The sequence below is a fragment of the Pseudomonas sp. TNT2022 ID1044 genome (assembly GCF_028656895.1).
GTDB lineage: Bacteria > Pseudomonadota > Gammaproteobacteria > Pseudomonadales > Pseudomonadaceae > Aquipseudomonas > Aquipseudomonas reinekei.
This window is the reverse complement of record NZ_JAMDHB010000001.1, coordinates 87,326-100,592: the sequence shown is the minus strand read 5'-3', so window position 1 is coordinate 100,592 and position 13,267 is coordinate 87,326. Positions and strand designations below refer to the sequence as shown.

At 60.0% G+C, this 13,267-nt stretch carries 6 protein-coding genes and 1 other RNA gene; all 7 read right to left on the bottom strand.

Annotated features, from left to right (window positions below):
* Window positions 1-49: 49 nt before the first annotated feature.
* The 7 genes from dnaX to smc all read right to left on the bottom strand — a co-directional run bounded on the left by dnaX (window position 50) and on the right by smc (window position 13,267).
* A complete protein-coding gene (gene dnaX / locus M5G20_RS00425) occupies window positions 50-2,134 on the bottom strand; it encodes a DNA polymerase III subunit gamma/tau (RefSeq protein WP_273917422.1) in 2,085 nt (694 codons plus the stop codon).
* Window positions 2,135-2,328: 194 nt separating this feature from the next.
* The gene (locus tag M5G20_RS00420; RefSeq protein WP_273917421.1) at window positions 2,329-4,017 is read right to left on the bottom strand and encodes a putative bifunctional diguanylate cyclase/phosphodiesterase; all 1,689 of its coding nucleotides are present in this window, start codon (window positions 4,015-4,017) and stop codon (window positions 2,329-2,331) included.
* Between the two features lie 437 nt (window positions 4,018-4,454).
* Window positions 4,455-4,551, bottom strand: an RNA gene (gene ffs, locus M5G20_RS00415) — signal recognition particle sRNA small type.
* A gap of 202 nt (window positions 4,552-4,753) precedes the next feature.
* Window positions 4,754-5,917, bottom strand: a complete 1,164-nt coding sequence (locus M5G20_RS00410; RefSeq protein ID WP_273917420.1) for a zinc-binding metallopeptidase family protein — start codon at window positions 5,915-5,917, stop codon at window positions 4,754-4,756.
* A gap of 170 nt (window positions 5,918-6,087) precedes the next feature.
* Window positions 6,088-8,445: an NAD-dependent DNA ligase LigA gene (ligA, locus tag M5G20_RS00405; RefSeq protein ID WP_273917419.1), complete on the bottom strand. Its 2,358-nt coding sequence runs from the start codon at window positions 8,443-8,445 to the stop codon at window positions 6,088-6,090.
* A gap of 220 nt (window positions 8,446-8,665) precedes the next feature.
* Window positions 8,666-9,520, bottom strand: coding sequence for a cell division protein ZipA (gene zipA, locus M5G20_RS00400; RefSeq protein WP_273917418.1), 855 nt, complete (start codon window positions 9,518-9,520; stop codon window positions 8,666-8,668).
* 258 nt (window positions 9,521-9,778) lie between these two features.
* Window positions 9,779-13,267: a chromosome segregation protein SMC gene (gene smc, locus M5G20_RS00395; RefSeq protein WP_273917417.1), complete on the bottom strand. Its 3,489-nt coding sequence runs from the start codon at window positions 13,265-13,267 to the stop codon at window positions 9,779-9,781.

The window sequence follows — 13,267 nt, the reverse complement described above, 5'->3', positions numbered from 1 at the left end:
ACTTGGATTAAAACAGCGTCCGGCCCTGACGGCCGAACGCCCTCAGTTATTAGCCCTGACTGACCAGAGCTTCGACAGGTTCAATAGTATCGTTACGGATCACCGCACCGAACTGCTGCATCATTTGCTGGATGAACGGATCACCGTGGATCGACTCCTCGGCCTCGCGCTGACGGTCGGCACGACGGCGGGACGCCGCCTGGGCCGGGGTTTCCTGCTCGGGCTTGATCAGCTCCATGGTCAGGGTCAGGGTGCGGCCGTGATGCTGGTTCAAGGCATCGTTGAGCCGGCGCTGTTGCGTCGCGTTGAACAAGGCACTGTGAGCCGGGTCCAGGTGCAACAGCCAGTTGTCGCCATCCACGGCGATCAGTGTGCAGTTGGCGGCGATGCTGCCGGTCATGCCGGAGATCGGCAGCTTGGGGAACAGCTCCAGCCATTGCAGGGCCAGGCCGGTGGCCGGCGCCGCTGCGGGCTCAGGTTCAGGTTCCGGCGGCGGCTCGGCAGCATGCTCGCTGGCCAGTTCGTCGAGGTAACTGTAGGCCGAATCCATATCCGGCTCGATGTAGTCCTCGTCGAGCGGTGGTTCGTCATCCAGGTCGATGCCTGGCGTCGCAGCATCGACCTCTGCCACGGTCGGCTCCGGAATCGGCGCAGCGGCCCACTCAGGCGCGTCCGGCACCACGCTGTCAGGCGTCGGCAACGGCATCGGTGGCAAGTCGGGCTGTTCGCTGGTGGTTTCCAGTACAGGCTCGACCGCTGGCTGCTGAGCCGGTGCAGGCTCGACCGGGTCATTCCACGGCAGGTCGACCACTTCTTCGACCACAACCGCTTCGACCACAGGCTCGGGCTCGACGACCGTTGCAACCGGCTCAGGCACAGGGGCTGGAGCCACCGGCGCGGCTGGCGCGATGGCGGCAACGGGTGTCGGTGTAACGGCCGCAGCGACTACCGGCGCAACAACCGGCGCGGCAGCCACTGAATTTGCGGAATCAACTGTGGCCTGGCTGATCCCCACTGGCTTTAGCGGTTGCCTCGGGGCATCCGCGGTGTCTGCCGGTCGGAAGGCGAGCATCCGCAGCAGCACCATTTCAAACCCGCCACGGGGATCCGGCGCCAGCGGCAAATCCCGGCGGCCGATCAGGCCCATCTGGTAGTAAAACTGCACGTCTTCGGCCGGCAATGCCTGGGCCAGCGCCAGCACCCGGTCACGATCACCGTGACCATTGTCGACGCCTTCAGGCAGGGCCTGGGCGATAGCGACACGGTGCAGCACGTTGAGAATCTCGGACAGCACACCACTCCAGTCCGGACCTTGTTCGGCCAGATGGCGGACCGCTTCGAGCAAAGCCTTGGCATCGCCTTCGATCAACGCATGCAGGACGTCGTAAACCTGACCGTGATCGAGGGTCCCGAGCATCGCCCGCACGTCGGCGGCCATCACCTTGCCTTCGCCGAAAGCAATCGCCTGGTCGGTGAGGCTCATGGCGTCACGCATCGAGCCATCGGCGGCACGGCCCAGCAGCCACAGCGCATCGTCTTCGAACGGCACGTTCTCGACGCCCAGCACATGGGTCAAATGCTCGACCACCCGTTCCGGGGTCATGTTCTTCAGGGAGAACTGCAGGCACCGCGACAGAATCGTTGCAGGAAGTTTCTGCGGGTCGGTGGTGGCCAGGATGAACTTGACGTACGGCGGCGGCTCTTCGAGGGTTTTCAACAGCGCATTGAAGGAATGGCTGGAGAGCATGTGCACTTCGTCGATCAGGTAGACCTTGAAGCGCCCGCGGCTCGGAGCGTATTGCACGTTATCGAGCAGCTCGCGGGTGTCCTCGACTTTGGTCCGGCTCGCGGCGTCGATCTCGATCAGATCGACAAAACGGCCCTCATCGATTTCGCGACACACCGAGCACTCACCGCACGGCGACGAAGTGATACCTGTTTCACAGTTCAGGCATTTGGCGATGATCCGCGCGATGGTGGTCTTGCCGACCCCACGCGTACCGGTGAACAGGTACGCGTGGTGCAGCCGCTGGCTGTCCAAGGCATTGATCAGAGCCTTGAGCACATGGGTCTGGCCGACCATTTCGCGGAACGAGCGCGGACGCCATTTACGTGCAAGAACCTGATAACTCATCGAAAACCGTCGCAGCGAAGGAAGCAGAAGCGGCTAATGCTAGCGGAGCAAGGCCAAAATTGCATCCGGTGTCCTCGTCTAATCTGGTCAAGCTGCATTGGGTGCTGGTTTATTGGAGCATTTATGCGGTTGGCCTTGGGGGCATTGCTGCGGATCATCGGCGGTAAAGCTGACCCGGCGTTTGCGCAGACGGGTCAACAATTGCGCCATTGCAACGGAGCGACAAACCCCTCCACCCACCCCGGCACCTCGGAAGACGGCATCGGGCGAGCAATGAAATACCCCTGCGCCACCTCGCACCCCAGGCGCAGCAATAATTCACCGTGCTCGATACTTTCCAGGCCCTCGGCAATCACCTGTCGGCCAAATGCCCGGGCCAGGCCGATGACCGCCGTGGTCAGGGCGAGGTCATCGCCATCATGCAAAATGTCCCGCACAAACGACTTATCGATCTTGATCGTTTGTGTGTGCAACCGCTTGAGATAGCTGAGGGACGAGTAACCCGTGCCGAAGTCACCCAACGAAAACTGCACACCCAGTGCCTGACAGGCCCGCAAGCACTCACCGACGTGCTGAATATTCTCGATGGCCACCGACTCGACGATTTCCAGATCAAGCCTCTGCGGGGCAACCCGCGCATGGCGGGCCAATGCACTTTTAAGCCGGTCGACAAAGTCCGCCCGCTGAAAATGCCGTGCCGCGATGTTCACACTCACCGGCCAGTCATGTCCGGCCTGACGCCAAAGGTCCAACTGCAACAACACCTGATCCATCACCCACTCACCGATATCGATGATCAGGTCTGTTTCCTCTATCAGGGGCAGAAAGTCCCGGGCAGCCAGCATGCCGTTTTGCGGGTGCTTCCAGCGCAGCAATGCTTCGAACCCGACCACCTCGCCCTGCCGCATGTTGACCTTGGGCTGGAAGTACAGACGCAATTCATGGTTGTTCAGCGCCTGGCGCACCCGTTCGACGGTTTGATGGGTGGCCTTGACCTCTCGGTCCCGGGACACATCGAACAGGTGAAAACGCTTGCGTCCGCTTTGCTTGGCCACATACATCGCCTGGTCAGCGTGACGCAGCAGGGTTTCGGCATTTTCGTTGTCATGGGGAAACAGCGTGACGCCAATACTGGCAAATACATTGATGTCCTTGCCGTGCAGCGCGTATGGCGCCGAGATCGTGCCCAGCACCCGGTTCAACGCCGCCCGCAACTCCGGCAGGTCGCGCACGTAACGCAGCACCAGCACAAACTCGTCACCGGCCAGCCGCGCCACGACATCCTCGGCGCGAATGACACTGCGCAATCGTTTGGCCACTTCCACCAACAAAAGATCGCCGGTGGCATGCCCGTATCCATCGTTAACCGCCTTGAAACCGTCAAGGTCGAGCATGCACACCGCCAGCGGGATGTTCTCCTGTCGTGAAAACTCCAGCGCCTGATCGAGCAAATCGGAAAGAAACGCGCGATTGGGCAGACCGGTCAACACGTCGTGCCCGACCCGCCATTGCAGGGTATGCAGCAGCTGACGCTTTTCGCTGATATCGAAGCGAATCGACAAATACCGCTCGACCCGCCCAGTGGCTTTGTCGAGGACCGGCACCATCGTGCTTTCGACCCAATACAGGCTGCCATTTTTGGCGCGATTGCAGATTTCGCCTTTCCACACATTGCCCAGGGCGATGGTGCGCCACATGCCGGCGAAAAATTCGGTCGAATGGGTACCGGAATTGAGCAGACGATGATTTTGCCCCAGCAGCTCTTCGCGGCTATAGCCGGAGATGGCGCAAAATTGGTCGTTGACGTGGGTGATCCGGCCGGACAGATCGGTTTCGGAAAAAATCGCGGCGGCATCCACGGCCCTGCGGTACTTCTCATCCATGAGTCAGACTCGCTGTTGCTAACATTGGCGGCGCAGAAGCTGCGATATTCCGCTGACAGTTCGCGGGATATCACGGCGGTCCAAAGACTCACGTAACCCTGTGAGCGGACGCCATGCTGGCTTTAATAGTAGTGATCGAACGCCTGAAAATAGGTCATTAAATGCCCATTTCCGGCGGCGATTCTACGAGATGCGGCACATTTTGCAAGGAAAGGTAAGCGATCACGCCGCTACCTGCCGCAAACACCCGTCGATGAGCGTGCGACTTCCTCTAGCGAGCCGCAGGTGAATCCATTGGGCGCGCCCGCTCCAATTCATGTCGCTTTACCTATTCGCAGACGACAGAAAACCGCTATGGACCAAAGCCATGGCAGCGCAATAAAAAGTATTTGATTCAGATAACGCGAGAGAAGACTCGCGTTGCGTTATGGAGGCAACCCCACCAGCCACACCCCGGCACACAATGTTCCCGCTGTGGCTGCTGCCTTCCGGCTCTGACCAGGTTCACGGGTAATCGTTGCGGGGGGACCGATGGGGTCACCATAACGACGCTCACCTGACGGCGAGCCGCGCCATTGTACCTATCTGAGACGAAGTTACAACCGTTCCAGCGGATTAAAAAATATGAACTGCTTCAAGGACATGCGGCTGCCATGGAAGATCGCAGCCTGCGTCAGCCCCTACAGGGTGTACGCCATCCCATGCAGGAGCTGTCGCGGGCCGCGATCTTTTGACTTTATTGCGCAAGCACCTCATCCGCCCTGCCGCCCTCGCGCTGGATCACCAGGTGAATAAAGTGCAACTTGGCAATCACCGCCGGCGGCAATACGAAAGGATAGAAATCCGGTTGTCCCATGCTGCGCGACAGTTCATTGAGCATGCCGGCCAGCTCGATCCACGCGTTGACGAACGACAGGAACGCCGCACCGCCGGGATGCTGCGGCTCGTAGAGGGTATCGAGCGGAAATGGCTGATAATCGAAGTCCATTTCCCGCGCGCTCATGCCGAACCCCAGCGCGGTATCGACTGCGTCCATCATGTGCAGGTAATGAGCCCAGGTTTCCGCCCAGTCCTCCCAGGGATGCATGGTGGCGTAGGCGCTGACGTAGCGTTGCTGCCAATCAAGCGGTGCGCCCTGCTGATAATGCCGTTCAAGGGCTTCGGCATAGCTGTCACGCTCATCACCGAACAATCCGCGGAACGCTGGCAGCCAGTCACTGTTGGCGATCAGGCGATCCCAGTAGTAGTGCCCGACTTCGTGGCGAAAATGCCCGAGCAATGTGCGATAGGGTTCGTGCATCTGCACCCGCACCTGTTCGCGATGGGCGTCGTCGGCTTCTTTGATGTCGAGGGTGATCAAGCCATTGGCGTGGCCGGTGGTGGGCGACGTGCCCTCGAGGTCCACGCCGATGAAATCGAAGGCCAGGCCGGTTTCTTCGTCGACTGTCCTGGGTGTCACCTGCAAACCCAGGCTGATCAACTGCGCGACCAGCCGCCGCTTGGCCGTTTCCACCTTGCGCCAGCGTTCAGGGTTTTCGGCTATCGATAAATCGGGAATGGTGCGATTCAGGCTACAGGCGATGCACAACGCATCGTGGTCATTGGCAGGCAGCAACCAATTGCACGCGGCCGCTGAGTCAAGGTTGGCGCAACGACGAAACAGCCCTGCCGCGGGATCGACATCAAGCAACCAGGTATCCGGGAAATCGCCCGGCTGCAGCGACGACAAGCGACTCTGCTCCGGCTGATAGCCCAGCGCCGCCGAACACGCCAGGCACTGACTGTTGCGAAAGAACAGCGACTGCCCGCACCGACAGGGCCAGATCTTGCTGTTGCGCGAGCTTTCGCCCATGAAGGGTGCAGCGATGCGCGAGCTGAGCTGTTCGAAGAAGCGGTACATGGCGATCTCTCCCTGGGGCTTGCCAAGACTAGATCATTTCCCGGACAGGATCGTTCCGTGCTCTTTGTGGCGAGGGAGCTTGCTCCTGTTCGCCTGCCTAGCAGGCGCCAGTTCCAATGGAACCGCTTCGCGTTCCAGCGCGAGCAAGCCCCCTCGCCACAGGTCAAAAGTCAGACAGGAACACCGTGACTCTTCAGGAATTCGACAAACGCCTCTTCATCCAGCACCTTCAACCCCAGCTCATTGGCCTTGGTCAACTTCGACCCCGCCCCCGGCCCCGCCACCACACAATGAGTCTTGGCCGAGACGGAACCTGCCACTTTGGCGCCGAGGCTTTCGAGCTTGTCCTTGGCCACGTCGCGGCTCATCAGCTCCAGCGAACCGGTGAGCACCCAGGTTTGCCCGGCCAGCGGCAGACCTTCGACGACTTTCTTCTCACTCAGCCAGTGCATGCCGAAATCGGCCAGTTGTTTTTCAGCGGCTTCGGCGAGTTGGCGATTTTCCTCGATGGCAAAAAACTCGCGAACCGAATTGGCCTGCTTTTCCGGCAACGCCTGACGCATGTCCAGCCAGTCGGCATTGATGACCCCTTGCAGCGAACCGAACTTTTCAGCCAGTTTCTGAGCCCCGCCCGGCCCGACCGAAGGAATGTGCAGCTTGTCGAGCAATCCTCCCAATGTCGTGCTGGCGGCAAATTCGACGCCCAAGTCGCCCTGGTCCTGAATCTGCAAACCATGCTTGAGCAGATCGGCGATCACCTGCCGGTTGTGCGCATCCTCAAAGAAGCTGTGAATCTCGTGAGCCACTTCGAGGCCGACATCCGGCAAGTACGTCAGCACGTGTGGCAATGCCTGCTGAACCCGCTCCAGCGAACCGAGGGAGCGCGCCAGTACCTTGGCCGTCTCTTCGCCGACATCGGGAATCCCCAGCGCGTAGATGAAGCGCGCCAGCCCCGGCTTCTTGCTGTCTTCAATGGCACTGAGCAGCTTGTTGCTCGACACCTCGGCAAAACCTTCCAGATCAACGATGTCGTCGAATTTCAGCGCGTACAGATCCGCCGGCGAACTGACCAGCCCTTCGTCGACCAACTGCTCGACGCTCTTGTCGCCCAAGCCCTCGATGTCCATGGCCCGACGCGAGACGAAGTGAATGATTGCCTGCTTGAGTTGCGCGCCACAGGCCAGCCGGCCGACGCAGCGGTACACCGCACCTTCACTGACTGTCTCACGGCCTTTGCTGCGCTTGACCAGTTGCGTACGCTCGACGTGAGCGCCACACACCGGGCATTGCTCAGGAATCTTCACCGGCCGCGCGTTATCCGGACGGCGCTCAAGCACCACCTGCACCACTTGCGGAATCACATCGCCTGCGCGGCGGATGATCACCGTGTCACCGATCATCAAGCCCAGGCGTGCTACTTCATCCATGTTGTGAAGCGTTGCGTTGGCCACGGTGACACCGGCGACCTTGACCGGCTTCAGTCGCGCCACCGGCGTCACGGCGCCGGTACGACCGACCTGGAATTCCACGTCGAGCAGTTCGGTGAGTTCTTCCATGGCCGGGAATTTATGGGCGATGGCCCAGCGCGGTTCACGGGCGCGGAAACCCAGTTCACGCTGTGCAGCGATGCTGTTGACCTTGAACACCACACCGTCGATTTCGTACGGCAGCGCATTGCGGCGCTCGCCAATATCGCGGTAATACGCCAGGCATTCAGCGATACCGTTCGCCAGTTTCAGCTCATGGCTGATCGGCAAGCCCCAGGCCTTGAGCTGTTGAAGATTGCCGATGTGTGTCTCAGCAATGTCCGCCGAAACCTGGCCGATGCCGTAGCAGCAAAACTCCAATGGCCGGTTGGCGGTGATCTTCGAATCCAGCTGTCGCAAACTGCCCGCGGCAGCATTGCGCGGGTTGGCGAAGGTCTTGCCGCCAACCTCCAGTTGCGAGGCGTTGAGCCGCTCGAAACCGGCCTTGGACATGAACACTTCACCGCGCACTTCCAGCGTCGCCGGCCAACCCGTGCCATGCAACTTGAGCGGGATATTACGCACGGTACGCACGTTGACGCTGATGTCTTCGCCGGTGGTGCCATCGCCGCGCGTGGCACCGCGCACCAGCACGCCGTCCTGATACAACAAGCTGACCGCCAGGCCATCGAGCTTCGGCTCGCAGCTGTACTCCACCGCCGCGCCACCACCGAACAGATCGCCAACCGGAAGATCCAGACCTTCGCTCACTCGCCGGTCGAACTCGCGCATGTCGGTTTCTTCGAAGGCGTTGCCGAGGCTGAGCATCGGCACTTCATGGCGCACCTGGGTGAACGCCGACAGTGCCGCGCTGCCCACCCGCTGGGTCGGCGAATCACTGGTCACCAGTTCCGGGTTGGCGGCTTCAAGGGCTTTGAGTTCGTGGAACAACCGGTCGTATTCGACGTCCGGAATGCTCGGCTCGTCCAGCACGTGATAGCGATAGTTGTGCTGATCCAGCTCGGCACGCAGCTCTAGAATGCGGTTTTTGGCGGCAGTCATGGGTGTTCTCTCATAATGCAAAAGAGCAGCCGAGGCTGCTCAATTTTCCAAATCACAATAGCTCAAGGCTATGGACATTGTGGCGAGGGAGCTTGCTCCCGCTAGGCGGCGTAGCCGTCGTAAATCCTGCAACCTCGTCGTACCTGACACAACGAGGCGGGTGGCCTTGGGGCCGCTTAGCGACCCAGCGGGAGCAAGCTCCCTCGCCACAAAAGCGACCTTATCGCTTCTGGGTCAACGCGCGACGCTCGAACTCGACGATGCGCTGACGATAGTGCTCAATCGTCTGGGCAGTCAGTACGCTGCGCTGATCGTCTTTCAATTCGCCGTTGAGCTCTTGCGACAGTTTGCGCGCTGCAGCCACCATCACATCGAAGGCTTGCTTGGGATGACGCGGGCCTGGCAAGCCGAGGAAGAAGCTCACCGCCGGGGTGCTGAAGTGGTCGATGTCGTCCAGATCGAAAACACCCGGCTTGACCGCGTTGGCCATGGAGAACAGGACCTCGCCGTTGCCCGCCATGCTTTCGTGACGATGGAAGATATCCATCTCGCCAAAACGCAGACCGCTTTCAAGGATGTTCTGCAACAACGCCGGCCCTTTGAAGCCAGCGGTATCGCGGCAAATCACACTGATCACCAGCACTTCTTCAGCCTGAGGTTGATCCTTTTCGCTGACCGATGACGAGGACTTGGTGTCATCCGGGAAATCATCGTCACGACTGCTGAAGCTCGGGCCACCGTCCAGATCCAGGCTGAGGTTCATGTCGCCCTGGGCTGGCTCGCCATGCCCACGCTTGCCACGCTTGGAGCCCGACTCACGCGGCTCGCGGGCCGGCATGCTCACCGAAGGCAGATCGTGCTCGTCCAGTTGCGGTTCTTTATGGGTGTCCAGCACGCGGGGCGGGCCCAACAGCTCGGCGCTGGTGTCCTCATCCGGCAGGTTGGACAGACTTCGATCAAGACGGAATTTCAGTTTTCCCTTGCCGCCGCGCATCCGGCGCCAGCCATCAAAAAGAATACCGGCAATGACAATAATGCCGATGACGATCAGCCACTCGCGCAGACCGATTTCCATGTAATCCCGTGCCTCTATAAAAAATGCTGAAAAATAAGGGGTTTACAACCTGTAAACCGCTTTAAAACGTGGCGCCAACTCTATGTTCTGACAGGCGTTTTGCCCACGTATACGAAAAATTGACATTAAACTAGCACGACCAAAGGCAACTTTACACCGTCTACCACCCCGGCTTACGCGAATATATCGATTGGCCAGCAAGTCGAAGCAAGTAAAAAGTCCTACGGACTGCAAATACCTCCCCCTACAAGCGCCGAATCAGGCATCCACCATCGCCATCGCCTCCTCGACATCCACGGCCACCAGACGCGAACAGCCCGGCTCGTGCATCGTCACCCCCATCAATTGATCGGCCATTTCCATGGCGATCTTGTTGTGGGTGATATAGATGAACTGCACCGTCTGCGACATCTCTTTGACCAGTCGTGCGTAGCGTCCAACGTTAGCGTCATCCAGTGGTGCGTCAACTTCATCGAGCATGCAAAACGGTGCCGGGTTCAACTTGAAGATCGCAAAAACCAGCGCCAAAGCAGTCAGGGCTTTTTCGCCACCGGAGAGCAAATGGATGGTGCTGTTCTTCTTTCCGGGCGGCTGCGCCATGATCGTTACCCCTGTATCGAGTAGATCTTCGCCCGTCAGTTCCAAATACGCGCGACCACCACCGAAAACTTTTGGGAAAAGCGCCTGTAAACCGCCATTGATCTGATCAAAGGTATCATTGAAACGGTTGCGGGTTTCCTTGTCGATCTTGCGAATCACGTTTTCCAGCGTCTCCAGTGCTTCCACCAGATCGGCGTCCTGGGCATCCAGATAACGTTTACGCTCGGATTGTTGCTGGTATTCGTCGATGGCCGCCAGGTTGATCGCACCGAGGCGTGCAATTCGCGCAGCAATGCGTTCCAGTTCTTCCTCGGCGGCTTTTTCGCTGGCTTCGGCCGTCAGCGTGGCGAGCACGCCGTGTAGATCGTAGCCGTCTTCCAGCAGTTGATCCTGCAAGGCCTTGCGGCGCACGGTCAACGCTTGCCATTCCATACGTTGCTGTTCGAGTTGACCGCGGATCAACTGCGATTGCTGCTCAGCCTGGTTGCGCCGTTTTTCCGCATCACGCAGTTCACGGTCGGCGTCTTCCAGAGCGATCTGCGCAGTCTTGAGTTCTTCGTCGACGGTCATGCGCTTGTCGAGCAACTCTTCGAGCTTCAGGCGCAGCTCTTCGAGCGGTGCTTCGCCCTCCTCCAGATTGAGGCTCAACTGCTCGCGCTTTTCGGTCAGGCGTTCGGATTGCATCTCCAGACGCTCCAGCGCCTGTCGCGTCGAGTCGTGCTGAGCCTTGAGCGAACCCAGTCGCACCGCCAGTTGATGGGCGTGATCCTTGTGCTGCCGCGCCTCCTGACGCACCCGATCAAGGCGCTCGCGCAGGCTGTCGCGCTGGGCCAGCAGCAACTCGCGCTGTTCGGTGTCCAGCGCCATGCTGTCGAGCGCTTCCTGCAACTGCAGGCGCGCTTCGCCGATGTTTTCGTGCTCCAGCGCGCGCTGTTCGTCGAGCTCAATGAGTTCTTCGTCGAGGCGTGTGCGGCGCAGGGTCAACTGTTCGGCCTTGGCTTTGCCGGCCGACAATTGGGCTTTCAATTCACCTTGCTGACGGGCTTCGTCTTGCAGCAAACGGCGCAAATGTTCGCGGCCGTTTTCCTGCTGACGCTGTTGGGCGCGCAGGTTTTGCAATTGGCTTTCGAGGTTTTCGACGGCGGCTTCGCGCTCTTCACGCTCAAGGCCAAGCGCCTGGATTTCCTGACCTCGCGCCAGCACACCGCTTTCTGCTTCACTGGCCCGGCGCACCCGCAGGAAATGCCGGCCAACCCAGAAGCCGTCGCGGCTGATCAGACTTTGGCCAGCGCTCAACTGCCCGCGCAAGGCCAGCGCCTGCTCAAGGTTTTCAACCGGCTTGACCTGTCCCAACCAAGGCGACAGATCTATCTGCGCCTCGACCTTGTCGAGCAGGCTGCCAGGCACGCGCACGCCATCGCCGGCCGGGCTGAGCAAACGCAAATCGCCTTGGGCAAACCCGGCCAGATCATAATCATTGAAGTCATCCACCAGCACCGCTTGCAGGTCGGCACCCAGCACGGTTTCGACCGCCAGCTCCCAACCGGCGTCGACCTTCAGACCTTCGGCCAGACGCGGACGATCCGCCAGATGCTGCTCGCGCAGCCATTCGGCGGTGCCGGTGCCGGGGTCGAGCGCGGCTTGCTGCAAGGCTTCCAGTGACGCCAGACGCCCGTTGAGTCGCTGCAGATCACCCTGGGCTTGTTGCTGCGCCGTCAGGGTCTGCTGCAATTGCTGGCGAAGTTGCTCGAGCTTTTCGACCTGAGCTTCTTCACTGGTCTGCAAATCCTCGAGGGTCGCTTCGGATTCAGCGAGCTGCTCGCTGAGTGCCATGATTGCCGCGTCTTCGGGGTCCGCCGAGAGCAAGGCGCGTTCTTCGCCGAGACGTTTTTGACGATCAGCCAGACGCTCCATGCTGGTTTCCAGCTGCTGGATTCGCGATTGCTGCACTTCCGCCTGACGACGCGGCTCGGCAGCGGTGAGGTTGAAAGCGTCCCACTGTTCCTGCCAGCCGTGCATGGTGGTTTCGGATTCTTCCAGCGCGGCGGCGGCTTCTTCGGCAGCGGCGCTGGTGACTTCCTGCTCCGGCGTGAGCATGTCCAGCTCTTCGCCGAGGGTCAGTAACAGCGTGCGGTCATGGCCCAGGTGAGATTCGGTTTCCAGCCGCGCGCGCTCGGCTTCTTTCAAATCGTCCTGCAACTGACGCAAGCGCTGCTGGCCGTGCTGAATACTCTGCTCGACCCGGGCGATGTCGCCACCGACCGAATAGAAGCGCCCTTGCACCAGATTGAAGCGTTCAGAGAGATCGTGATGCCCATCGCGCAAGCGTTCGATGCTGGCATCGGCATTACGCTGCTCGGCAACCAACGCTTCAAAACTGATTTCCTGGGTGCCGATGATCGCTTCGCGCTGGCCGACCTGATCGTTCAGGTCCTGCCAGCGCAGGGCTGACAGTTGCGCCTTGAGCTGACGCTCTTCGCCCTTGTATTCCTGATACTTCTTGGCGGCCTCGGCCTGGCGGTGCAAGCGCTCGAGTTGACGCGTCAACTCTTCGCGCAGGTCGGTCAGGCGCTCGAGATTTTCGTGGGTGCGGCGAATGCGGTTTTCAGTCTCGCGCCGACGCTCCTTGTACTTGGAAATGCCCGCCGCTTCTTCGATAAAGTTACGCAGGTCTTCGGGCTTGGACTCGATCAGCTTGGAGATCATCCCCTGCTCGATGATCGAGTAGCTGCGCGGACCGAGGCCAGTGCCGAGAAAGATATCGGTGATGTCGCGACGACGGCATTTGGTGCCGTTGAGGTAATACGTGGTCTGGCTGTCGCGAGTGACTTTGCGGCGAATGGAGATTTCCGCATAAGCGGCATATTCGCCGAGCAACGTGCCGTCTGAGTTATCGAACACCAGTTCGATGCTCGCCTGGCTCACGGGTTTGCGACTGGTGGAGCCGTTGAAAATGACGTCGGTCATCGACTCGCCGCGCAGGTTCTTGGCCGAACTCTCGCCCATTACCCAACGCACGGCGTCGATGATGTTCGACTTGCCGCAACCATTGGGCCCGACCACCGCCGCCATGTTACTGGGGAAGTTCACCGTGGTCGGATCGACGAAGGACTTGAACCCCGCCAGCTTGATGCACTTGAGCCGCAA